24 protein-coding genes, 1 tRNA gene and 1 pseudogene are annotated in these 19,881 nt (G+C 71.9%); 15 read left to right on the forward strand and 11 right to left on the reverse strand.

Going from position 1 to position 19,881, the window contains the following annotated elements; all coding sequences use genetic code 11:
- The 3 genes and pseudogenes from ACE3Q8_RS22275 to ACE3Q8_RS22285 form a co-directional block, all read left to right on the forward strand.
- Positions 1 to 211 (forward strand): annotated as a pseudogene (locus tag ACE3Q8_RS22275) (hypothetical protein); the annotation flags it as partial.
- A 116-nt stretch (positions 212 to 327) separates the two neighbouring features.
- On the forward strand, positions 328 to 534 hold the full coding sequence (locus ACE3Q8_RS22280) for a hypothetical protein (protein ID WP_374473001.1): 207 nt from the start codon (positions 328 to 330) through the stop codon (positions 532 to 534).
- Between the two features lie 10 nt (positions 535 to 544).
- A complete protein-coding gene (locus ACE3Q8_RS22285) occupies positions 545 to 1,969 on the forward strand; it encodes a L,D-transpeptidase family protein (protein WP_374473002.1) in 1,425 nt (474 codons plus the stop codon).
- Here ACE3Q8_RS22285 and ACE3Q8_RS22290 read toward each other — a convergent pair.
- Genes ACE3Q8_RS22290 through ACE3Q8_RS22300 form a run of 3 tightly spaced genes read right to left on the reverse strand, consistent with a single transcriptional unit; the run spans position 1,966 to position 4,872 of the window.
- Positions 1,966 to 3,027 carry an SO2930 family diheme c-type cytochrome gene (locus ACE3Q8_RS22290; RefSeq protein ID WP_374473004.1) on the reverse strand — a complete coding sequence of 354 codons (1,062 nt, stop codon included), beginning with the start codon at positions 3,025 to 3,027 and terminating at the stop codon, positions 1,966 to 1,968. The genes ACE3Q8_RS22285 and ACE3Q8_RS22290 overlap by 4 nt on opposite strands.
- Positions 3,017 to 4,228: a parallel beta-helix domain-containing protein gene (locus tag ACE3Q8_RS22295; RefSeq protein ID WP_374473006.1), complete on the reverse strand. Its 1,212-nt coding sequence runs from the start codon at positions 4,226 to 4,228 to the stop codon at positions 3,017 to 3,019. The genes ACE3Q8_RS22290 and ACE3Q8_RS22295 overlap by 11 nt, the downstream gene beginning before the upstream one ends.
- 41 nt (positions 4,229 to 4,269) lie before the next feature.
- Complete coding sequence (locus tag ACE3Q8_RS22300) at positions 4,270 to 4,872, reverse strand: alpha-ketoglutarate-dependent dioxygenase AlkB (protein ID WP_374473008.1); 603 nt, start codon at positions 4,870 to 4,872, stop codon at positions 4,270 to 4,272.
- A gap of 127 nt (positions 4,873 to 4,999) precedes the next feature.
- On the opposite strand from ACE3Q8_RS22300, the gene ACE3Q8_RS22305 reads away from it, so the two are divergent.
- Positions 5,000 to 5,203 carry a DUF2061 domain-containing protein gene (locus tag ACE3Q8_RS22305; RefSeq protein WP_374473010.1) on the forward strand — a complete coding sequence of 68 codons (204 nt, stop codon included), beginning with the start codon at positions 5,000 to 5,002 and terminating at the stop codon, positions 5,201 to 5,203.
- 106 nt (positions 5,204 to 5,309) lie between these two features.
- Here the strand turns inward: ACE3Q8_RS22305 and ACE3Q8_RS22310 are convergent, their stop codons facing one another.
- The gene (locus ACE3Q8_RS22310) at positions 5,310 to 6,701 is read right to left on the reverse strand and encodes an erythromycin esterase family protein (protein WP_374473012.1); all 1,392 of its coding nucleotides are present in this window, start codon (positions 6,699 to 6,701) and stop codon (positions 5,310 to 5,312) included.
- 100 nt (positions 6,702 to 6,801) lie between these two features.
- Between ACE3Q8_RS22310 and ACE3Q8_RS22315 the strand changes: the two genes are divergently transcribed.
- The 4 genes from ACE3Q8_RS22315 (at position 6,802) to ACE3Q8_RS22330 (ending at position 9,438) form a co-directional block, all read left to right on the forward strand.
- Positions 6,802 to 7,365 carry an NUDIX domain-containing protein gene (locus tag ACE3Q8_RS22315; RefSeq protein ID WP_374473014.1) on the forward strand — a complete coding sequence of 188 codons (564 nt, stop codon included), beginning with the start codon at positions 6,802 to 6,804 and terminating at the stop codon, positions 7,363 to 7,365.
- Positions 7,362 to 8,636, forward strand: coding sequence for a nicotinate phosphoribosyltransferase (pncB, locus tag ACE3Q8_RS22320; RefSeq protein ID WP_374473016.1), 1,275 nt, complete (start codon positions 7,362 to 7,364; stop codon positions 8,634 to 8,636). Before ACE3Q8_RS22315 ends, pncB begins: the two co-directional genes overlap by 4 nt.
- A gap of 2 nt (positions 8,637 to 8,638) precedes the next feature.
- Complete coding sequence (locus tag ACE3Q8_RS22325) at positions 8,639 to 9,013, forward strand: hypothetical protein (protein WP_374473018.1); 375 nt, start codon at positions 8,639 to 8,641, stop codon at positions 9,011 to 9,013.
- Positions 9,014 to 9,165: 152 nt separating this feature from the next.
- Positions 9,166 to 9,438 (forward strand): usg protein, encoded by a 273-nt coding sequence (locus tag ACE3Q8_RS22330; RefSeq protein ID WP_374473019.1) that lies wholly within the window; start codon positions 9,166 to 9,168, stop codon positions 9,436 to 9,438.
- Between the two features lie 50 nt (positions 9,439 to 9,488).
- On the opposite strand, the gene ACE3Q8_RS22335 is transcribed toward ACE3Q8_RS22330, so the two are convergent.
- A complete protein-coding gene (locus ACE3Q8_RS22335) occupies positions 9,489 to 9,803 on the reverse strand; it encodes a glycine zipper 2TM domain-containing protein (RefSeq protein WP_374473021.1) in 315 nt (104 codons plus the stop codon).
- Between the two features lie 174 nt (positions 9,804 to 9,977).
- Between ACE3Q8_RS22335 and ACE3Q8_RS22340 the strand changes: the two genes are divergently transcribed.
- From ACE3Q8_RS22340 to ACE3Q8_RS22355, 4 genes are all read left to right on the forward strand, one after another.
- Positions 9,978 to 10,238, forward strand: a complete 261-nt coding sequence (locus ACE3Q8_RS22340; protein ID WP_374473023.1) for a GlsB/YeaQ/YmgE family stress response membrane protein — start codon at positions 9,978 to 9,980, stop codon at positions 10,236 to 10,238.
- Between the two features lie 149 nt (positions 10,239 to 10,387).
- A complete protein-coding gene (locus ACE3Q8_RS22345; protein WP_374473025.1) occupies positions 10,388 to 10,681 on the forward strand; it encodes a hypothetical protein in 294 nt (97 codons plus the stop codon).
- Positions 10,674 to 11,543, forward strand: coding sequence for an SDR family oxidoreductase (locus ACE3Q8_RS22350; protein WP_374473027.1), 870 nt, complete (start codon positions 10,674 to 10,676; stop codon positions 11,541 to 11,543). The genes ACE3Q8_RS22345 and ACE3Q8_RS22350 overlap by 8 nt, the downstream gene beginning before the upstream one ends.
- 62 nt (positions 11,544 to 11,605) lie before the next feature.
- The gene (locus tag ACE3Q8_RS22355; RefSeq protein WP_374473029.1) at positions 11,606 to 12,217 is read left to right on the forward strand and encodes a flavodoxin family protein; all 612 of its coding nucleotides are present in this window, start codon (positions 11,606 to 11,608) and stop codon (positions 12,215 to 12,217) included.
- On the opposite strand, the gene ACE3Q8_RS22360 is transcribed toward ACE3Q8_RS22355, so the two are convergent.
- The 4 genes from ACE3Q8_RS22360 to ACE3Q8_RS22375 all read right to left on the reverse strand — a co-directional run bounded on the left by ACE3Q8_RS22360 (position 12,214) and on the right by ACE3Q8_RS22375 (position 16,522).
- Complete coding sequence (locus ACE3Q8_RS22360; RefSeq protein ID WP_374473030.1) at positions 12,214 to 13,404, reverse strand: MFS transporter; 1,191 nt, start codon at positions 13,402 to 13,404, stop codon at positions 12,214 to 12,216. The two genes, ACE3Q8_RS22355 and ACE3Q8_RS22360, sit on opposite strands and share 4 nt — an antisense overlap.
- 40 nt (positions 13,405 to 13,444) lie before the next feature.
- Positions 13,445 to 14,269 (reverse strand): DUF6644 family protein, encoded by an 825-nt coding sequence (locus ACE3Q8_RS22365; RefSeq protein ID WP_374473032.1) that lies wholly within the window; start codon positions 14,267 to 14,269, stop codon positions 13,445 to 13,447.
- Complete coding sequence (locus ACE3Q8_RS22370; RefSeq protein WP_374473034.1) at positions 14,266 to 14,880, reverse strand: DUF6644 family protein; 615 nt, start codon at positions 14,878 to 14,880, stop codon at positions 14,266 to 14,268. The genes ACE3Q8_RS22365 and ACE3Q8_RS22370 overlap by 4 nt, the downstream gene beginning before the upstream one ends.
- A 163-nt stretch (positions 14,881 to 15,043) precedes the next feature.
- A complete protein-coding gene (locus tag ACE3Q8_RS22375; RefSeq protein WP_374473035.1) occupies positions 15,044 to 16,522 on the reverse strand; it encodes an AMP-binding protein in 1,479 nt (492 codons plus the stop codon).
- Positions 16,523 to 16,638: 116 nt separating this feature from the next.
- Between ACE3Q8_RS22375 and ACE3Q8_RS22380 the strand changes: the two genes are divergently transcribed.
- The 3 genes from ACE3Q8_RS22380 to ACE3Q8_RS22390 all read left to right on the forward strand — a co-directional run bounded on the left by ACE3Q8_RS22380 (position 16,639) and on the right by ACE3Q8_RS22390 (position 18,793).
- Complete coding sequence (locus ACE3Q8_RS22380) at positions 16,639 to 18,189, forward strand: class I adenylate-forming enzyme family protein (protein ID WP_374473036.1); 1,551 nt, start codon at positions 16,639 to 16,641, stop codon at positions 18,187 to 18,189.
- Positions 18,190 to 18,194: 5 nt separating this feature from the next.
- Positions 18,195 to 18,617: a PaaI family thioesterase gene (locus tag ACE3Q8_RS22385; protein WP_374473041.1), complete on the forward strand. Its 423-nt coding sequence runs from the start codon at positions 18,195 to 18,197 to the stop codon at positions 18,615 to 18,617.
- A gap of 86 nt (positions 18,618 to 18,703) precedes the next feature.
- Positions 18,704 to 18,793, forward strand: a tRNA-Ser gene (locus ACE3Q8_RS22390).
- A gap of 20 nt (positions 18,794 to 18,813) precedes the next feature.
- Here the strand turns inward: ACE3Q8_RS22390 and ACE3Q8_RS22395 are convergent.
- Together ACE3Q8_RS22395 and ACE3Q8_RS22400 are read right to left on the reverse strand one after the other, a co-directional pair.
- Positions 18,814 to 19,104 carry a hypothetical protein gene (locus ACE3Q8_RS22395; protein ID WP_374473038.1) on the reverse strand — a complete coding sequence of 97 codons (291 nt, stop codon included), beginning with the start codon at positions 19,102 to 19,104 and terminating at the stop codon, positions 18,814 to 18,816.
- 73 nt (positions 19,105 to 19,177) lie between these two features.
- Positions 19,178 to 19,594, reverse strand: a complete 417-nt coding sequence (locus ACE3Q8_RS22400; protein WP_374473040.1) for a hypothetical protein — start codon at positions 19,592 to 19,594, stop codon at positions 19,178 to 19,180.
- Positions 19,595 to 19,881: the final 287 nt, after the last annotated feature.

A 19,881-nucleotide genomic window follows, 5' to 3' on the forward strand; every position in this document is an offset into this window, starting at 1 on the left:
CCGGGCCGCCCGCCCCGCGCCGAGCGTCGAGGCGCCAGCGCCGGCCGCCGCCGCGTCTGCGCCCGCCGCCGCCGAGCCGGTGGTCCCGCGGGTCGTGCCGCTGCCCGAACCGGCGCCGGCCGCCGAGCCCCAGCCGGCCCCGCGGGCGGCCACCCCGCCGCCCACCGATCCCGACGCGCCGATGACCACGCGGGCGCCGTACACGGACTAGGATCGATCGCCGGCCATCACCTCCTTGAAAAGCGACACCGGATTCGCCGAACGCCGGGAACCAAGCCGGGCCGTGGAAAATTAGACGGCGTCGCTTCACGACAGGAGGAGAACAAGATGCGCTTCATCGTTTGCGCGGTCGCCGCGGCGGGCCTGCTGACCGCCTGCGCCAGCAACAACGACCAGATGGCGGCCGACACCGGCTCGGCGGCCCCCGTCGCCGACACCGCCCCGTCCACCGCCGAGACCATGCCCGCGCCCGCTCCGGAACCCACCCCGGCTCCGGCGCCGACGCCGGCTCCGAGCACCGGCGAGCGGGGCTGACATAGCCACCGTGTCGAGCGCGTCCGGCCGTCGGCCGGGCGCGCTCCTCGCCGTCTCAATCGCGGCGCTCAGCCTGGCCGGCGTCGGCGCGCCGGCCGCGGCCCAGGTCCTGCCCGATCCGTATTCCGGCTCGGCGGTGGCCGACACCGTGCTGCGCGCGGAGCTCCGCTACCGGCTGCTGGGCGCCTCCGGCGAGGACGCCGAGCTCGCCGCCTTCTACGGCCGGCGCGGGCACGTCCCGGTCTGGTTCGACGCCGGGCCGAAGCCGGCGGCCGAGGCCCTGCTGGCGCGCCTGCGCGACGCCGCCGACGACGGCCTCGATCCCGCGTCCTACGCGCCCGAGCAACTCGCCGCAGCCCTCGACCAGGCGAACTCCGGCGACCCGGCGGCCGTGGCCGACGCGGAGCTCGCGCTGACCCGCACCCTCGTCCGCTTCGCCCTCGACCTGCGGCAGGGCCGCGGCGAGGCCGGCCCGGCCTTCGTCGACCCGCAGCTTCCCGAGACCGCGCCCAGCGCGCGGCGCCTCCTGGCCGCGCTCGGCGAGGGCGAGGCGCCCGACGTCGCCGCCCTCACCCGGATGAACCCGATCTACGACGGCTTCCGCCGCGCGCTCGCCGCCCACCGCGCGGCCGGCGGCGCCCCGGCCGACGAGGCGCTGATCCTCGCCAACCTGGAGCGCGCCCGCGCGCTCCCGCCCGAGTTCGGCGACCGCTTCATCCTGGTGGACACCGCCGCCCGCCAGCTCTGGCTCTACGAGGACGGCGAGGTCCGCACGGCCATGAAGGTGGCGGTGGGCAAGCCCAGCCTGCCCACCCCGATCATGACCGGCCTGATCCGCCACGCGATCTTCAACCCCTACTGGAACGTCCCCGAGGACCTGGTCCGCACCACCGTGGCCCGCAACGTCCTCGACCAGGGTCTGGGCTACCTCCAGACCGAGGAGATGGTGGTCTATTCCGGCTACGAGGCCGACGCCGTCGAGCTCGATCCGGCGACCCTCGACTGGGAGGCGATCTACCGGGGCGACCTCCAGGTGCGGGTGCGCCAGAAGCCCGGGCCGCGCAACATGATGGGCAAGGTCAAGCTGATGCTGCCCAACCCGCTCGGCATCTACCTGCACGACACGCCGAACAAGGCGGTGTTCGGCGAGGAGGCGCGCTACGTCTCCTCCGGCTGCGTCCGCCTCGAGGACGCTCTGGCGCTCTCGGGCCTGCTGTTCGGCGACCGCGCGCCGGCCGCCGCCGCCGGCGGCGAGATCGAGCGGCAGGTCGAGCTGGACCAGCCGATCCCGGTCTACATCACCTACTTCACCGCCATGCCGGCGGCCGGCGGCCTCGCGCGCCGGGAGGACATCTACGGCCGCGACGCGCCCCTGCTCGCCGCCCTCGGCCACGGCGCGGCCGACACCGCCATCGTCGCCCAGGGCGGGCGCTAGGGCTTCATCTCGGCCACCCACTGCCGGATCAGCGCCACGCCCTCGTCGTGCACCAGGCTGCGGCCGAGCTCGGGCATCATCACCCCGGGCTCTGACGAGGCTATGCGATAGACCAGGATCGAGCGGTCCGGGTGGCCAGGGTCGAGGGACACCGAAAGTCCGCCGGAGCCGCGCCCGGCCGCCACCGGCCCCTTGCCGACGCCCAGATGCGCCGCCCGCGTCTCCTCGAGGTTCAGGAACAGGCCGGAGTTCGAGGCGATCGCGCGCGGCTGGTGGCAGTGGGCGCAGTTGGCGTCCAGATAGGCCCGGGCCCGCGCCGCCAGCGGCTCGGTGGGGTCGTCCCAGCGCGGCGTCCGGGGCGCCGCGGCGGGCTTGGGCGCCCCCTCCAGGAGGCCCATCCGCGCCCATCGGGCGAGCTGGTTCTCGCGGCCGTCGGCATAGGCGAAGTCGCCGTTCAGGTTGCGCGCCTTCGGGCCCACCGGGACCAGCGTCCTGTCGAGCTGGTGGCACTCCTTGCACTGGTTCTGGTTGGGGACGGCGTAGTCCACGTCGCGCGCCCGGCCCTGGCCGTCGACGAAGCGCACCGCGACCCGCGCGCCGGCCCGCTTCAGCACCGCGTCCTTGCGCTCGGCGTCCCAGACATAGGCCAGCGCCGTCCACCCCTGCGCCTTGCGGATCAGCAGCCGCGTCTCGATCCAGCGGACGTCCTGCTCGGGGCGGCGCAGGTCGGCCGGGAAGGCGAAGGTCTTCACCAGCATCGCCCCCACCGGGAACTCCAGCACCCCGTCGGCGCGGTAGCGGACCTTGGTCCCCGGCGGCAGCCACAGGTGGCGGAACTTCTCGGCGTAGTCGCTGAACAGCGGCGTGTTCAGCGCATAGGGCGTGAGCGCCGGGTCTGGCCGGCCGTCCTCGAACAGCCGGTAGTCGGAGAGCCGGGGGGCGGGCGCCTCGGCGAGGATGACGTCCAGCGCCGGGCCCTTCGGCGCCGGCGCCGCCGAGACGCAGGCCAGCGCCGCGGCCAGCGCCGCCAGGCGCGCGAAGACGCCTCTAGCCGGCAAGGTCGGCCTGCGCCTTCGGCAGCGTCACCGGCTTCGGCTCGGCCACCGGGGCGTCGCCGGCGGTGGGGGTGACGGTGGGATCGGCGGTCATAAGCTGGCCCGGTCCCTTGAGGCGCAGGTTCAGCACCGGCCCGTCCTCCAGCCGCACCTTGACCACATCGCTGTTCTGCGGGTGCGCGGTGACCCCGTCCCACATCACCGGCGGCAGGGTCCCGCCCAGCGCCTTGGCCAGGATCTCGGCGCCCGGGAACTTCGGATCGTGGGCGTTCTTGCCCATCCGGTTGCCGCGGACCACCACGTCGCGCGGCAGCGGGTTGTAGGTCTTGTCGTCGAACTTCTGGGTGTAGCTGACCAGCATGACGGCCGCCGACTGGTTGCCGTCGATCTCGTTGTCGAAAACGTGGACGTTCTTGTTGGCCATCACCATCACGCCGGTGCCCACCGGCACGCTGGCCACGATGTTGCCCTTGGGCGCGAAGTTCGGCGTGTCGTTCTGGACGATCCGGTTGCGGTAGATGCGGTGCGAGTGCCCGCCCATCTGCGGCAGGTTCGGCAGGTCGAACACCAGGATGCCGCCGGTGTTGCGCGTCGCCACGTTGTCGAAGACGTCGGCGTTGTAGGAGTTCTCGATCTCGATTCCGGCGACGTTGAACTCCGCCCGGCTGTCCTTCACCACGATGTTCTTCGACTGGCCGACGTAGATCCCGGCGTCGGAGGCGCCGCGCACCGTCACCTTGTCGATCAGCACGTTGGTGGAGGAGACCGGATAGACCCCGTAGGCCCCGTTGGTCTCCTTCGGCCCGCCGGTCCATTCCACCCGCACGTTGACGAAGCTGATCTGGTCCGAGCCCTTGGCCTTCAGCCCGTCGCCGCGGGTGTCCTCGACCCCGAGGTCGCGCACCGTCACCCGGTCGGAGGTGATCAGCAGACCCTCGCCGGCCCCTTTCTGGCCCTTGAACGACAGCACCGTCTTGTCCGGCCCGGCGCCGCGCACCGTCACGTCGTCCACGTCCAGCGACAGGCCGTCGGTCAGCTCGTAGCGCCCGGCCGAGATCTGCACCACGTCGCCGGGCTTGGCGTCCAGCAGGGCGGTCTGCAGGGCTTCCTGGGCGTCGCCGCCGGGGGCGACGTTGAGGGTCTTCGCCTGGGCGGCGCCGGCGGCGAAGAGCGCCGCGGCCGCCAGGAGCGCGAGCCGGTTCATCCTGTTGTCCTCCCCGTATCGCCGGGCAGGGTGAACGGTGTTCAGCCGGCTGGCAACCCGGGCCCCGGGCCGCTCCGGAAGCTGCGGAAGGTCACCGAATAGCGGTGCGCCGCCACCGGCGGAATCGAGTGCTCCCAGGCCTCCCGCGCCTCGCCGGCGATCAGATAGGCCGAGCGCGGCTCCAGGGTCAGCGACTTGCGCGCGAAGCCCGACCCCGCCCGGCGGCGCAGCCGGAACACGCAGGGCGCGCCCACCGAGATCCCCACCACCTTCTCGAACTGCGGCCGGTCCCGGTGCCAGCCGATCGGGGCGCCGGGCAGGTATTCGTTGATCAGCAGTTGCTGCAGCCCGCCGGGCGCCAGGCCGGCGAAGGCTTCCGCCCGCGCCCGCACCGGCTGCAGCCAGTCGGGGATCGGCTCGGCGTCTTCCAGCACGCCCCTGTTGAAGTCGTAGCGGTAGCCGAAGGAGCACACCCGCCGGCGGGCTTCGAAGCCGCGGAACTGGAACGGCTCGAACGGCAGCTCCGCCAGTTCGCCCGCGATCGCCCGTTCCTCCTCCGGCGTCAGGAACGCCGGCCGGTAGGCGAAGCCCGGCGGCAGGTCCGGAGCGGCAGGCGCGTCGTCGAAGAGGCCGAGCTGGGACATGGCCGCGTCAGATGGCCCTCTCCTGCCGACGATCAAGCGTCACCGACTGGAGAAAGAAGTCTTCGATGGTTCTTGGAATTTCCATTGGTCGGGATTATGTTGAGAACCGTTCGCAAGAGAGACCGCCATGCGCGCCGCCAAGAAGACCGTCAGCTACTCGATCATGCACCTCACCGTGGCGATCACCGTCGCCTACGCCCTGACCCGCGACTGGCGCGCGGCCCTGGCCATCGGGATGATCGAGCCTGTCTTCCAGACCCTCGCCTTCGCCATCCACGAACGCGTCTGGGACCGCCTCGGCCGCCGCGCCGCCGCCGCGACGACCGCCTAGCCCCTCCCGCCGGGGAGGCGGCCTTGAGGGGCCGAGGGGGTCCGCTCAGACCTCGGTGCAGATCCCCTCAGCCGGCTTGGCCGGAGGGGGAGCGACGTGACGGCTCCTAAAGCCCGGACGGCCAGGTGTCCTCGCCGCCGGTCTCATGATCGCCGGACCGGGCCGCGGGCAGCGGGGTCACCGCCGTCGTCTCGTCGAACCAGACGAAGGCGTCGAACTGCTCGGGCAGGACGCACTCCACATAGTGGCTCCAGCGCTCCGTCTCCGGCCGGTAGATCACGCCGATGAACCGCTCGAGCCGGGGCGCCATCAGCCGCTCGCGCAGCGCGGCGTGCCGGCCGGCCCGGAGGTCGAGCAGCCAGGGCCCGGCTCCCGCCTGGTGGGCGATGGCCTCGTAGCTGTCCGCCCGGGACGGCAGCACCCGCTTCACCTCCATGGGCTCGTCCCAGTCCGACGCGCAGGCCACCGTGCCCGCGTGCGTGCCGAAGCCGATCAGCCGCGCCGCCTCGCCCCAGCGCTGCCGGCAGAGTTGGCCGAGGTTGAGCTCCCCCCGCGCCTTGCCCATGTCGGTCGCGCGCGCGTCGCCGATGTGGGAATTGTGCGCCCACACCACCGCCTTGGCGTCCGGCCCGCGCGCCTCGAGCAGCGCCTCCAGGGTGTCGAACATGTGGGTGTCGCGGAGATTCCAGCTCTCCTCCGAGCCGTAGTACATCACCCGGTAGTAGGCCTCGGCGTCCTGCACGAGGCGGGCGTTCATCGCCGCGTCCACGAAGTCGTCCTCGCCGTCGCGTTCGGCGAGGTCCCGCTTCAGCATGTCGGTCAGCATCTCCGCCACCGCGTCCTCGCAGGGGGCATAGCCGCGGGTCAGCGCGATCCGGCCATAGACCGCCGGCTCCTCGCTCCAGGGCAGGATGCAGCCGTAGCGGGCGCGGGCCACCTGCGCCGCCTCGGGGTCCACCCGGTCGAGGTAGTCGATGACCGCCCGGATCGAGCCCTGCAGGTTGTAGAGGTCGAGACCATAGAAGCCGGCCCGCGCGCCGTCGGCCCGCATGCGGTTGTGGTCGCGCAGCCACTCCGTGAACTGCCGGACCTCCCGGTTCTTCCACATCCAGGTGGGGAAGCGGGTGAACGCGTCGCGGGCGTTCTTCGCCTTGCCGCGGTAGCGGACGTAGCGGTCGATCACGGCGGCGTCCGGCCAGTCGGCCTCGACGGCGACGATGTTGAAGCCCTGGTGCTCGATCAGCCAGCGGGTGATCGCCGCCCGCGCGCGATAGAACTCCGAGGTCCCGTGGCTCGCCTCGCCGAGCAGCACCACACGGGCGTCCGCGAAGGGCTCGAAACAGGCGCCGAACCTCGGGTCGTCCGGGTCCGGCAGGGGATCGGCCGCCTCGGCCACCATCCGGGCGATCTCCGCCGTCTCGTCGAACGCGCGCGTCTCCCGGGCCTGCAGCGCGCGGGGCTTGCGCTCCGGCTCCTGGCCCAGCCATTCGGACGCCATGGCCCTGCTCCTTTGTTCGGGGGCTGAACCGGGGCGGCGCGGCGGCGGTTCCTGCTCCGAGCCCGAAGCAAGAGCCGAAAGCAAGAGGAGGGGTGCGCCCGTGGAGCTTCGCAAGGTGGAGACGGTCTACCAGGGCTACTGCACGCTGATGGTGGCCACCCTGTCGGCCGGCGACGGCGCGACCGTCACCCGCGAGATCGAGCACCATGGCCGCGCGGTCGGGGTGCTGCCCTACGACCCTGAGCGGAAGACGGCGCTGCTGGTCTCCATCCCGCGCCCGCCCGTGATCTGGGCCGGCGGCCCGCCCGAGCTCGCCGAGGCCCCCGCCGGCATGGTGGAGGACGAGGACGCCGAGGACACGGCCCGGCGCGAGGCGCTGGAGGAGGTGGGCGTGCGCCTCGACCGCCTCGACCACGTGGGCTCGCCCTTCTCCACGCCGGGGGTCTCGTCCGAGCGCATCGACCTCTTCCTCGCCGAGTACCGCGCCGCCGACCGCGTGGAGCAGGGCGGCGGGGTCGAGGGCGAGCAGGAGAACATCACCGTCATGGAGGTGCCCCTCGCCCAGCTCTGGGACTGGGTGGCGGGCCGCCGGATCGAGGACCTGAAGACGCTCGCGCTGGTGCTGGCGCTGCGCGTGCGACGGCCGGAGCTGTTCCCCGCATGAGCCTCGACCATTCCGGCCGCGGCGAGCCCCTGGTCCCCAGCCTCCTGGACACCGACCTCTACAAGCTGTTGATGCTGCAGCTCATCTGGCGCAACCACCGCGACGTGCCGGTCACCTTCAGCCTGGTGAACCGCACCCGCCGCGTACGTCTGGCCGACGAGATCGCCGAGCCCGAGCTGCGCGCCGCCCTGGACGCCGTCCGCGCGCTCCGCGTGACGGCGGAGGAGCGCGCCTGGATGGAGACCGCGCCCGTCTACGGCCGAACGGACCGCTTCGCGCCGGAATTCCTGGACTGGCTGGAGACGCTCCGGCTGCCGCCCTACGAGCTCGCGCTCGCCGACGGTCAGCTCGAGCTGACCTTCACCGGGCCGTGGGCCGAGGTGACCCTCTGGGAGATCCCGGCGCTCACCGTGATCAGCGGCCTGCGCGCGCGCCATGCGGTAGCCGCGATGCGTCCGGCCGAGGTCGAGGTCCTCTACGCCTGCGCCCTCGGGCGCCTGGAGGAGAAGGCGCGCCGGCTGCAGGCCCTGCCGGGCCTCGCCCTCACCGACTTCGGCACCCGCCGCCGCCACAGCCTGGCGTGGCAACGGGTGGCCGTGCAGACGCTGAAGGACCGCCTGGGCCCGGCCTTCCGCGGCACCAGCAACGTCCTCCTCGCGCGCGAGCTCGACCTGCCTGCCGTGGGCACCAACGGCCATGAGCTGCCCATGGTCCTGGCCGCCCTCGCCCCGGACGACGCGGCCCTGCGGCAGGCGCAGTACCGTGTGCTGGAGGAATGGCAGGCCCTCTACGACGACGGGCTGAAGGTGATCCTGCCCGACACCTTCGGCACCGCCGCCTTCCTACGCGATGCGCCGGACTGGGTGGCTGATTGGCCCGGCCTTCGCCCCGACTCCGCCCCGCCTATCGAAGGCGGAGAGGCCGTGATCGCCTGGTGGCAGGCCCGCAGCCGCGACCCGCTGACCAAGACCCTGATCTTCTCCGACGCCCTCGACCTCGATTCGATCGAGGCCATCCATCGCCACTTCCACGGCCGCGTAGGCGTCGCCTTCGGCTGGGGCACCAAGCTCACCAACGACCTCGAAGGATGCGCCGAGGCCCCGGGCCTCCAGCCCATCTCCCTGGTCTGCAAGGTCACGCAGGCCGGCGGCCGCCCCGCCGTGAAGCTCTCCGACAATCCCGAGAAGGCGACGGGAGACCCTGCCGAGGTCGCGCGTTATCGCCGGGTGTTCGGCGTCGAAGGGCAGGCGCGCCGCGCGGTGGAGGTCTAGTCATGGCGAAGGGCTACATCGGCTGGGAGCTGGATCGCGAGGACCGGCGGCATCTGCTCGCCCAGTTCCCGCCGCGCTACGCCGAGGCGGTGGCCGACCACGTGACGCTGAAGTTCGCTCCCGACGAGATCAAGCTGCCCACCGAGCGATCCGGCGAGATCGTCGGCGAGGCCGACGACGGCGAGGGCGTGCAGGCCATGGTGGTGCGCATCGGCGGGACCACCGACCGGCCGGACGGCTCCACCTACCACATCACCTGGTCCCTCGGGCCCGGGCGGCGGGCCAAGGAGAGCAACGACGTCATCCGCGAGCACGGCTGGCGGCGCTTCGCCGAGCCGATCCCGGTGCGCCTCACCCCCAAGTACCACCCGCTCTGAGCGGCTTGGCAGCAGACCTTCGCCTCGAGTGCTAAGTCGCGGATTTCATGGAACTTTCGCGCGAATCGGACGTAGCCTTCATCAGGCGCGGCGCCGCTCGCGCAACGGCCAGAGCGGCGGCCGCGCCCGGACCAACAGGCGTGAGGTTGCACATGCTGGCGTCGCCGGAGTTCCGCAAGCAGCTTGAGGGCTACAGCCTGACCACGGCCGAGATCCTCTACCGGATGCCCGACCACCCGGCTCTGCTGCAGAGCTACATCTGGCAGGACTACGACATCTTCCCGGAGTTCCCGGTGCTGAAGAAGTTCCTGGATTTCTGGGAGCGCACCCTGGACGGACCGCTGTTCAAGGTGACCATCGGCCACTGCAAGCTGATCAAGCCGGCCGAACTCAAGGCCATCGGCGGGGAGTTCAGGCTCCACTGAGGGCGCCGGCTCCCTCCTCCCGCCGGGAGAAGGGAGCGGAGCCGCGGCCCTTAGCGCCGCACGTACTCGTAGTGGCAGTTCTGCTTCTTCTTGGCGTTCTTCTTGGCGACCTGGTGGCCCACCACGGCGCCGACGCCGGCGCCCAGCACGGTGCCTTCGGTCTTGGCGCCGTTGCCGGCCACCACATTGCCGAGCACCCCGCCGGCCACGGCGCCCACGAGGGTGCCGTTGTTGGCCTTCTTCTTCACGCTCTTGTCGCAGACGAGCACGCGCTGGCGGCTCTGGGCCTCCGCCGTCAGCGGGACAGCGGCCATCGACAGGGCCGACGCGCCCATGACGGCGACGGCGAACAGCTTATTGCGCAACGGTCTCTCCTTCAGTCGTTCCGGCGACACGCGGGGGGCTAAACCCCAATGGACGCTCAAGGTTGCGACGACGTCCTGCGACGCTTCATCGGGAACCTGATGGCGTCTTCCCGGCTTTTTCGCGGCGCTCGCCGGCGGCAGTCGTAGAAAGCCGGCGTTTTGGGAGAGACCCCTATGTCCATTATCGCGTGGATCGTGCTGGGGCTGATCGCCGGGTTCATCGCCAGCAAGCTGGTGAACCGTTCGGGCGGCAACCTCGTGCTCGACCTTGTGCTGGGCGTCATCGGCGCGTTCGTCGGCGGCTTCCTGTTCACCCGTTTCGGCGCCGCCGGCGTCACCGGGTTCAACCTCTACTCGCTGCTGGTGGCCACCATCGGCGCGGTGATCGTGCTGTTCATCTACCACGCCCTCGCGGGTCGTCGGCGGATGATGTGACGCGGACCCGGCTCCGGCCGGATCCGAGGAGAGCGAAAGGCCCCGCCCGGTTCGGACGGGGCCTTTTTCGTCTGCGGCTTTCGTGATCGCGCCGCGGGGAACAACCCCGTCGCTGGCCTGTTGCCTCCGCGACCACCAGGGAGGCCGCCATGGGCGAGGACATCCGCAAGACGCAGGACCGGGACGGGCCGCGGCAGGGCGCCGGCGACGGCGCGGCCCAGGACTCCGGCTACGGCGCAGGCGGCCTGGGGGCCGGCGGCGACCGCGCCCACCACGGACAGGCGTCCCAGCCCGCCCGCTCCTGGGACGCCCCGGGGGTGACGCCGGACGGCCACCGCACGGGCTCGTCCACGGATGGGCCGCGGATCGCCATGGACGGCGAGGCCGAGCCCGACGCCGAACGCTTCACCGACACCGAGACCGACGAGGACGACGATGGCTGACGACAACACCTTCCCCGAGCCGCCGTTCGAGCAGCAGGAACAGACCCGCCCGCCGGGCCTCACCCGCGAGATGGATCCCCGCCCGGACCACGGGGAGGAGACCTACCGTGGCTCCGGCCGGCTGGAAGGCAAGGCGGCGGTGATCACCGGCGCCGACTCCGGCATCGGCCGCGCCGTCGCGCTGGCCTTCGCCCGCGAAGGCGCCGACGTCCTGATCAGCTACCTCAACGAGCACGAGGACGCCGAGGAGACGCGCCGGCTGGTGGAGCAGGCCGGCCGCAAGGCCCTGGTCGTGGCCGGCGACATCTCCGCGCCCGAGCACTGCCGGGCCATCGTCCAGCAGGCGGTGGAGGCGTTCGGCAGGATCGACGTGCTGGTCAACAACGCCGCCCACCAGATGACCTTCGACGAGATCGGCGAGATCAGCGACGAGGAGTGGGACTACACCTTCCGCACCAACATCCACGCCATGTTCTACCTGGTGAAGGCGGCCGTCCCGCACATGGGCGAAGGCGGCTCGATCATCAACACCACCTCGGTGAACGCCGACACCCCCTCGCCGCAGCTCCTGGCCTACGCCACCACCAAGGGCGCGATCCAGAACTTCACCGCCGGCCTGGCCCAGCTCCTGGCCGAGAAGGGCATCCGGGTGAACTGCGTGGCGCCCGGGCCGATCTGGACGCCGCTGATCCCCTCGACCATGCCCCCCGAGAAGGTGAAGGACTTCGGCAAGCAGGTGCCCATGCAGCGCCCCGGCCAGCCGAAGGAGCTCGCCCCCGTCTACGTCATGCTGGCGTCCGACGAGGCCTCCTACGTCTCCGGCGCGACGGTGGCGGTCACAGGCGGCAAGCCCATCCTCTAGGAACGCCCCGCCAGCTTCGCCGTTAGCTCCGGATCGTTCCCCGACCGATCCGGAGCCTGCGCATGAAGGCGCTCGTCCTCAACTGCACCCTGAAGGCCTCGCCCGAGACCTCGAACACCGAGGCGCTGGCGCGGGTGGTCATGACCCAGCTCGAGAAGGACGGCGTCGAGACCGAGATCGTCCGGCTCGTCGACCTCGACATCAGGCCCGGCGTCGAGAGCGACATGGGCGAAGGCGACGACTGGCCTTCGGTGCACGCGAAGCTCAAGGCGGCTGACATCCTGGTGGTCGCCACCCCCACCTGGCTGGGCCAGATGTCCAGCGTCGCCAAGCGGGCCCTGGAGCGCATGGACGGCATCTTCTCCGAGACCGACGACCAGGGCCGCACCTGGGTCATGGGCAAGGTCGCCGGCGTCGTGGTCACCGGCAACGAGGACGGCGCCCATCACATCGTGGCCACCGTCTCCCAGGCGCTGATCGACATCGGCTGGACCGTGCCAGGCCAGTCCTGGACCTACTGGCACCTGGGACCCGGCCCCGGCCCCGACTACACCGACACCCAGCAGGCGCACGCCTATTCCGACACCGTCGGCCGCAACGCCGCCCGCAACCTGCTGTGGGTCGCCCGGGCGCTGGCCGGCGCCCCGGCCCCCGCGCAGGAGAGCACCGGCTAGCCGGGCCGGCGCGTCAGCGACGTCAGCACGAACACCGCCACGGCCGCGGCCAGCGCCACCGGCAGCATGGCCCCCAGCACCTGGCCCGCCGACCAGCCGGCCTGGCGCAGCTCGCCGGCCAGCAGCGGCCCGATGATCGAGCCGAAGCGGCCGACCCCCACCGCCGCGCCGGCGCCCGCCGCGCGGACCTCCGCCGCATAGAGGGTCGGGGCCAGGGCGTAGAGGGCGTACTGCGCGCCCAGCACCATGAAGCCCGCGAGGGCCGAGAACAGCAGGATCTCCGGCGCGCCGGCCGCGAACTCCAGCGCCGCCATCGCCCCCGCCAGCGCCACATAGGCCGCCACCAGCGTCCAGCGGAAGCCGGCCCGGTCCACCGCCTGGCCCAGCAGCAGCGCGCCCGCCACGCCCACCAGGTTGAAGGCCAGCGCCGCCGAGGCCCCCTCCCCCGGCCCGTGCCCCTTGGCCACCACCAGCGTCGGCAGCCAGTTCAGCATCAGGTAGAGGACCAGCAGGGTCAGCATGTTCACCGCCCAGAGCAGCAGGGTCGGGACGGCCCGGCCCTCGCCGAACAGGGCGGGCAGCAGCCGGCGGTCGGCGCCCGGCGCCCGCTGCGGCCGGGTCTCGGGCAGCAGGAAGGCGATCACCGGGGCGATCAGCAGCGGGAGCGCCCCGCCGAGCAGGAAGATCGCCCGCCAGTCCACCGCCTCGCCGCCGAGCTGGGTGAGCAGGGCCACCGCCGCCCCGCCCGCCGGCATGCCGCAGAACATGGCGCTGGTGGTCGCCGCGCGGCGCTCGGGCCGGCTGATCTCGGCGGCGATGGCGATCAGGTTGGGCATGGCCCCGCCGAACCCCAGGCCGGTCAGGAACCTGGCCAGCAGCAGGAAGCCGTAGTCCGGGGCATAGGCGGTGGCGATGGAGAACAGGCCGAAGCAGGCCGTGGAGCCCAGCAGGATCGGCCGCCGGCCGGTGCGGTCCGCCGCCCAGCCGCCGGCGAAGGCGCCCAGCACCAGGCCGATCATCGCCGCGCTGGCCGCCCAGCCCACCTGACCGGCGTTCAGGCCGAGCTCCGGCGCGAGCCGGGGCGCGGCGACCCCGAAGGCCTGGATGTCGTAGCCCTCGAGGGCCGCGATCAGGAAGCAGACGGCGACGACCAGCTTCGGCCGGGCCGTCCTTGCACTCCGCGCCATGCGAACCCCTCCCGGCGAACTGGGCCGTAGGGCTACCGCGTCAGGCGAACGCGATCCAGCGTCCCGCCGCCGCCGCCACCACCCAGACGAGGATGGTCGCGTAGCCGATCACCCTGGCCAGCGTCCCGCCCTCGCCGTCGCGGCCGCCGGCCACGAGCTGGAAGGCCGCCGCGCCGAAGATCCACGCCGAGAAGATCCAGGCGAAGGCGATGTTCACCGGATCCAGCCGCGCATAGTCGTCCGGCTTGATGACGATGTGCGTGGCCACGAACTGCGCCGCGACCAGCAGCAGCAGCCCCGCCAGGTAGACCCAGCGGATCGCCCCGCGCGCGGCCAGCAGCACGACCAGGGCCGCGGCCAGGATCATGTGCCACAGGCCCGGATTCACCAGGTCGCCGCCGGCGAACACCCAGAGCGCCACGGCGAAGATCGCCAGCCCGATCAGCAGGCCGATCCGCGCCGCGCCGCCCACCCGGCCGTCGGCCCTGGCGGCCGGGCCGCTGGCGGCGTAGGTCAGGACGATCCCGGCGATCAGCGCCAGCATCTTGGCCGTGAAGGCCACCGAGTCGTAGAGCCGCTCGGCGTTGGCCATGCCGATCAGCACGCCGGAGACGACGATGCCGACCACGCCCACGTGCAGCCAGAGCCTGAGGTTGCGGTAGACCTCCGACGGGCTCTCGTTGGTCACGCCCACGCCGATCAGGCGCAGGTTGATGAGGATGCTCGTGCCGCCGAGGATCACCAGCGACAGGATGTGCAGCACCTGCCACTGGGCGAACTGCGGCTTCACGATCGGCGCCGGCCACACGTTGACCAGGTTCTCCACCCAGGGGCGGAGGTGCGGGAAGAGATCGGCCGGGGTCATTGGGCGAGCTCCGCGAGCGTCTGGGCGCCCTTCTCCGAGGCCGCGCACTCCTGCAGGGCGTTGGCCCAGTCGGGCAGCGGCTTGCCGCACTCGAACCAGTCGTAGGCGATGAACCGGCCCAGCATGATGATCAGGGCCCAGGAGGCCAGCGAGATCACCGCCGAGGCCCGCGCCGCCGCCGGCGGCCTCGCCAGATTGTCCCAGGCGGAGATGTTCCGCTGCACCCGGCGGTGGAAGACCATGATGTTGACGAGCGCCAGGACGATGAACGCCAGCTTCGCCCGGAACCAGATATTGTGGTAGTAAACCAAGGGCTTGGCGTAGAACAGCGCGAGCCCGGTGAGGATCACCAGCACGAAGCCGAACACCGTCAGCGGCAGCACCCGGCGGCTCAGCTCCGACACCGGCGTCTTGCGGAAGGTGACGCCCAGCAGCCGCAGGTCGACCACGAAGATCGTCCCGGCGAACAGCATCAGCGACAGCAGGTGGGTGCCTTCCAGCAGGCCCCAGAAGTTCAGCGAGCCGAGGAGCTGCTCGCTCCAGGACATCGCATACTCGTCGGGCCCCTTGCCCAACTGGGTCTGCAGCCAGACCAGGACGTCACGTATCAACCTGGATCCCTCCCCCCGGGACTAGTGAAGTCGCGGCCGTCTTCCGCGGCCGGCGTACCGTTCTTCCGAAAAATGTCTAGCGTATTGCGCCGCTGTTTCGCCAGCCGTTTCGTCGGGTTGCAGCGCCTGGCAGGCCGCTCCCCACCTGAGGACGGCTCAACCCTCACGCCGGCTGCGCGCGCATCCCCAGCCGCGCTTCGCGCAGCGCCGAGCGGCGCACCTTGCCGGCGTCGTCGCGCAGCGCCTCGTCCACGAACTCGTAGCTGCGCGGCTGTTTGTAGCTCACCAGCCGGTCCTTCAGGTGCGCCCGCAGCTCGTCCTCGGACACCGCCTGCCGCGCCTGGACGATGGCGTGGACCACGTTGCCGAAGTCGTCGTCGGGCAGGCCGATCACCGCCACCGACTGCACCGCCGGATGCTCCTCCAGCGCCGCCTCGATCTCGGCGGGATAGACGTTGGACCCGCCCACCAGGATCATGTCGGCCCGCCGGTCGGCGAGGTAGAGGTAGCCCTCGGCGTCGAACCAGCCGAGGTCGCCCAGGCTCTCCCAGCCCCCCGGCAGGGTCTTGGGCGTCGCGCCCACGTAGCGGTAGGTGGGCGGCGCCCCGGGCGCCCGGCGCATGTAGATCTCGCCGGTCTGGCCGGCCGGCAGCGGCTGGCCGTCCTCGCCGAACACCGCCATCTCGCCCACGCTGACCCGGCCCACGGAGCCGCGATGCGTCAGCCACTCCGAGCCGGTGATGATGGTCACCGCCTGGGCCTCGGTGCCGGCGTAGAGCTCCATCACCTCGCCCGGCGCGATCCAGTGGATGAAGGCCTCCTTCAGCCAGGCCGGGCACGGCGCGGCCATGTGCCAGAGCGTCTCCACGGACGACAGGTCGTAGGCCGCCCGCGCGGCCTCGGGCAGGCGCCAGATCCGGCTCATCATCGTCGGCACGAGGTAGACCCAGGTCGCCCGCCGCCGCTGGATCTCGGCCAGCGTCGCCTCGGGATCGAACCGCGGCATGACCACCACGTGGGCGCCCAGCGCGGTGGCCTGCATCATCATGCCGAAGGGGGCGTTGTGGTACATCGGCGCCGGGATCAGCGCCGTCTCGTCCGGCCGCAGGCGGAAGCCGCCCACCTCCGGGGTCTGCCGGGGCGTCACGCCCGGCTGCCCCGCCAGGATCAGCTTCGGCCGGCCGGTGGACCCGCCGCTGGTCGGCGCCTTGGAGATCGGCGGCGTCGCGTCGGGCAGGTCGCCGTCGTCCTCGCTCGCTGCGAGCAGGGCGTCCGCGCTCACGATCGGCCGACCGATCTCGTGGCCGAACTCGGCGATCACCACCGGCGTGTCCGCCAGCTCGGCGATGGCCTTCAGCTCCGCCTGCGGCAGGCGGAACGAGATCGGCTGCGGCGTGGCGCCGAGCTTCCAGATGGCGTGAGCGGCGGCCACGAAGCCGATGCCGTTCGGCATCCCCAGGGTGACCAGGTCCCCGGCCTTGACCCCCAGCGCCTGCAGCGCCCGGGCCATGCGGTTGGAGCGCCGGTTCAGCTCGGCGTACCCGATCGTCTCCTCGCCACAGCTCACCGCCGGCCGGTCGCCGTGCGTCCGCGCATGCTGGCGCAGCTTCTCCCCGAAGGAGATCATCTCCTCGTCGGCCATCCTCGTCCTCCCGCCGGCGGGTTCGCCCGCACTTTGCTTGCCCCTACTCAACGCCCCTGACGCGGCGGCCGCAAGGCGCTAAGAGGGGAATTGAAACGTCTGTTTGAGGAGCGCCCATGACCGCCGAGGAGCTGCTGGCCCAGGACTTCGGGACCATCGCCGACGTGATCCACGCCCAGGCCGCGGAGCTGAAGGACAAGCCGGCGCTGGTGGACGCGCGGCGGGTGATCTCCTACGCCGAACTCGACACCCTCATGGACCGCATCGCCGCCGCCCTGCAGCGGGACGGCGTCGGCAAGGCGGAGGTGGCGGCCATCTGCGCCAGCTCCAGCGTCGAGTACGGCGCGGCCTTCCTCGGAACCTTGCGGGCCGCCGCCATCGTGGCCCCGCTGGCGCCCTCCTCGACGCCCGAGAGCCTGATCGTCCAGCTCAACGATTCCGGCGCCAAGGTCTTCTTCCTCGACAAGGCGCTCGCCGAGCACATGGCCGGGGTCATGGACCAGGTGACGGCCAGGCGGGTCAGCCTGGACGGCTCCGACGCCGGCGTTCCCTTCGAGGACTGGCTGGCGCCGGAAGGGGCGAAGCCCGAGCGGCACGAGGTCGATCCCGACCAGGGCTTCAACATCATCTATTCGTCCGGCACCACCGGCGCGCCCAAGGGTATCGTCCAGCCGCACCGGATGCGGTGGGGCCAGATCCGCCGCGGCGTCTATCCGCCCAGCGCGGTGACCATGGTGTCGACGCCGCTCTATTCGAACACCACCCTGGTCTCGTTCCTGCCGACGCTCTCCAACGGCGGCACGGCGGTGCTGATGCCGAAGTTCGACGTGAAGGGCTTCCTGGACCTCGCCGAGAAGCACCGGGCGACCCACGCCATGCTGGTGCCGGTGCAGTACCGCCGGCTGATGGAGTATCCGGACTTCGACAGGTACGACCTGTCGTCCTTCCAGATGAAGTTCTCGACCTCGGCCCCGTTCTCCGCCGAGCTGAAGCGCCAGGTGCTGGACCGCTGGCCCGGCGGGCTGGTGGAGTACTACGGCATGACCGAGGGCGGCGGCTCCTGCGGCCTGCAGTGCCACGAGTTCCCGGACAAGCTGCACACGGTGGGCCGGCCGCTCCCCGGCCACGACATCCGGCTGATCGGCGAGGACGGCCAGGAGGTGCCGCAGGGCGAGATCGGCGAGGTCGTCGGCCGCTCCGGCGCGATGATGGTCGGCTACCACAACCAGCCCGGCAAGACGTCGGAGGCCGAGTGGTGGAGCCCCGAGGGCCTGCGCTACATCCGCACCGGCGACGTGGGCCGCTTCGACGAGGACGGCTTCCTGACGCTCATGGACCGCAAGAAGGACATGATCATCTCGGGCGGCTTCAACATTTACCCGAGCGATCTGGAGGCCGAGCTCGTCAAGCACGAGGCGGTGCTCGAGGCCGCCGTGGTCGGCGTGCCGTCCAAGGCCTGGGGCGAGACCCCGGTGGCCTATGTGGCCCTGAAGCCCGGCAGGACGGTCGCCCCGGACGAGCTGCGCCAGTGGCTGAACAGCCGGGTCGGCAAGACCCAGCGCCTCGCCGACCTCCAGCTCGTCGACAGCCTGCCTCGCAGCCACATCGGCAAGATCCTCAAGCGCGAGCTGCGCGACGGCTACCAGGGGCCCGCCACGGCGGCGTGACGACGATGATGGAAGGCAACCAGGCCGCGCTCTTCGCCGAGCGCCAGCAGGGCACCCTGCCCGGCAATCTCGCCATCGAATGGGAAGAGGTGGCCAACGGCTCGGGCAAGGGCCGCTTCACCGTCGCCAAGGGCCACATGGCGCCCAACGGCTTCGTGCACGCCGCCTCGGTGGTGGCGCTCGCCGACTCCGCCTGCGGCTACGCCTGCGTGGCCTCGCTGCCCGAAGGCGCCAGCGGCTTCACCACCATCGAGCTGAAGTCCAACTTCCTGGGCACGGCGAAGATCGGGGAGGTGGTCTCCACCCGCGCCTGGCTCGTCCACGGCGGGCGCATGACCCAGGTCTGGGACGCCGAGGTGACCAACGAGACGACGGGCAAGCTCATGGCCACCTTCCGCTGCACGCAGATGGTCCTCTATCCGCGCTGAACGGCCCCTTGCGCGAGGCGGGTCGGATGAGTAGGTTCCGCGCCTCGCTCAGCGGACCCCCTTCGGGCAGGGTCCGGGTCCGGCCTGGAGAGGTGGCTGAGTGGTTGAAAGCACCGCACTCGAAATGCGGCATACTCGCAAGGGTATCGAGGGTTCGAATCCCTCCCTCTCCGCCATCCCCCGCGCCGGCTGATCCCTAGGCGGACCGCGGCCGGCCGAGGTTGCTGAGCAGGTTGCCGAACATCGCCAGCAGGCCGCCGGCCACGCAGCCGAAGATGATCGCCCAGCCGAGGCCGGCGACGGCCGCCTTGGCGCTGGAGGTGTCGGCTCCGCCGAACAAGGCGACCACCGCCCGGGTGGGCGGAGAGCCCGCCACGGCCTCGGTGGCCCAGCACAGCAGGAAGATGGCCGCCAGCACCGCCGCTCCGATGACCGCGGCGTGGACGATGCTGTGGCGCGGGCGCTGCGGCGCGCGGGCGAGGGTCATGGCGCGGTCCTCCTAGGGCAGGAGGATGATGCTCCCGGCGTGGGCCGGCGCGTTGACGCCGATCAACGGGCGGTCAGCGGCGGCGGCGGCCGAAGTCGCCTTCGGTGTGGCTGATGCCGACCGTCACGCTGCCGCAGTCGCCGAGCCGCTGGCTGACCACGCCGCCGATCTCCCGGTAGCCGCGGGTGCCGATCCCGCCCCACACCTGGCCGTGCGGCTTGCCGTCGGACGGCGGGCAGCGGCCCTCGGGGGCGGCGGCGATCTCCTCGGGCGCGGGCGCGGACGGGCGTCCGGCGAGCACGCCCTCGGCCCAGTCGCCGATCTCGCGGGCCTCGCGGTCCTGCGACGGCGTCGCGGGGGTCCGGGCGATCGGCGCCGGCTCGGTCACGACGGGCAGAGGGGCCGCGGCCCCGGCGGTGCTCATCGGCGGCTCGGCCGCGGCGGACCCGCAGGCGAGGACCAGGACGGCGGCGGCGAGGCGAAGGCGCATGGGGAACTCCGGAACAGGGCGGGACCCTGACCCGGGACCTGGGCCACATCGTGGCGCATGCCGCCCCCCGACGCCATAGTCCCTGCCCCCTTGCGGGAGCGGGTCCGCCCAGACGCCGGTTCTGACCCCCTCAGGCGGCTGCGCCGACAGCTCCCCCGACGAGGCAGCGACTGGGTCGGTGTGGTCCGTTGTTCCATTTCCTTGACTTTCCCGTCGACCAATGTTCTTCTTTTGTTCTCATGAGCGACGCAGCCGCCAGCGCCGACGACCGCCACAGCCGGATCCTC

Origin of the sequence: Phenylobacterium sp., assembly GCF_041913825.1 — a bacterium.
GTDB lineage: Bacteria > Pseudomonadota > Alphaproteobacteria > Caulobacterales > Caulobacteraceae > Phenylobacterium.

Excerpts from the sequence above, each read along its gene's own strand:
- ACE3Q8_RS22280 (WP_374473001.1), top strand. The coding sequence starts at position 328 with ATGCGCTTCATCGTTTGCGCGGTCGCCGCGGCGGGCCTGCTGACCGCC.
- ACE3Q8_RS22295 (WP_374473006.1), bottom strand. The coding sequence starts at position 4,228 with ATGAACCGGCTCGCGCTCCTGGCGGCCGCGGCGCTCTTCGCCGCCGGC.
- ACE3Q8_RS22300 (WP_374473008.1), bottom strand. The coding sequence starts at position 4,872 with ATGTCCCAGCTCGGCCTCTTCGACGACGCGCCTGCCGCTCCGGACCTG.
- ACE3Q8_RS22305 (WP_374473010.1), top strand. The coding sequence starts at position 5,000 with ATGCGCGCCGCCAAGAAGACCGTCAGCTACTCGATCATGCACCTCACC.
- ACE3Q8_RS22310 (WP_374473012.1), bottom strand. The coding sequence starts at position 6,701 with ATGGCGTCCGAATGGCTGGGCCAGGAGCCGGAGCGCAAGCCCCGCGCG.
- pncB (WP_374473016.1), top strand. The coding sequence starts at position 7,362 with ATGAGCCTCGACCATTCCGGCCGCGGCGAGCCCCTGGTCCCCAGCCTC.
- ACE3Q8_RS22325 (WP_374473018.1), top strand. The coding sequence starts at position 8,639 with ATGGCGAAGGGCTACATCGGCTGGGAGCTGGATCGCGAGGACCGGCGG.
- ACE3Q8_RS22330 (WP_374473019.1), top strand. The coding sequence starts at position 9,166 with ATGCTGGCGTCGCCGGAGTTCCGCAAGCAGCTTGAGGGCTACAGCCTG.
- ACE3Q8_RS22340 (WP_374473023.1), top strand. The coding sequence starts at position 9,978 with ATGTCCATTATCGCGTGGATCGTGCTGGGGCTGATCGCCGGGTTCATC.
- ACE3Q8_RS22345 (WP_374473025.1), top strand. The coding sequence starts at position 10,388 with ATGGGCGAGGACATCCGCAAGACGCAGGACCGGGACGGGCCGCGGCAG.
- ACE3Q8_RS22350 (WP_374473027.1), top strand. The coding sequence starts at position 10,674 with ATGGCTGACGACAACACCTTCCCCGAGCCGCCGTTCGAGCAGCAGGAA.
- ACE3Q8_RS22355 (WP_374473029.1), top strand. The coding sequence starts at position 11,606 with ATGAAGGCGCTCGTCCTCAACTGCACCCTGAAGGCCTCGCCCGAGACC.
- ACE3Q8_RS22360 (WP_374473030.1), bottom strand. The coding sequence starts at position 13,404 with ATGGCGCGGAGTGCAAGGACGGCCCGGCCGAAGCTGGTCGTCGCCGTC.
- ACE3Q8_RS22365 (WP_374473032.1), bottom strand. The coding sequence starts at position 14,269 with ATGACCCCGGCCGATCTCTTCCCGCACCTCCGCCCCTGGGTGGAGAAC.
- ACE3Q8_RS22375 (WP_374473035.1), bottom strand. The coding sequence starts at position 16,522 with ATGGCCGACGAGGAGATGATCTCCTTCGGGGAGAAGCTGCGCCAGCAT.
- ACE3Q8_RS22380 (WP_374473036.1), top strand. The coding sequence starts at position 16,639 with ATGACCGCCGAGGAGCTGCTGGCCCAGGACTTCGGGACCATCGCCGAC.
- ACE3Q8_RS22385 (WP_374473041.1), top strand. The coding sequence starts at position 18,195 with ATGATGGAAGGCAACCAGGCCGCGCTCTTCGCCGAGCGCCAGCAGGGC.
- ACE3Q8_RS22395 (WP_374473038.1), bottom strand. The coding sequence starts at position 19,104 with ATGACCCTCGCCCGCGCGCCGCAGCGCCCGCGCCACAGCATCGTCCAC.
- ACE3Q8_RS22400 (WP_374473040.1), bottom strand. The coding sequence starts at position 19,594 with ATGCGCCTTCGCCTCGCCGCCGCCGTCCTGGTCCTCGCCTGCGGGTCC.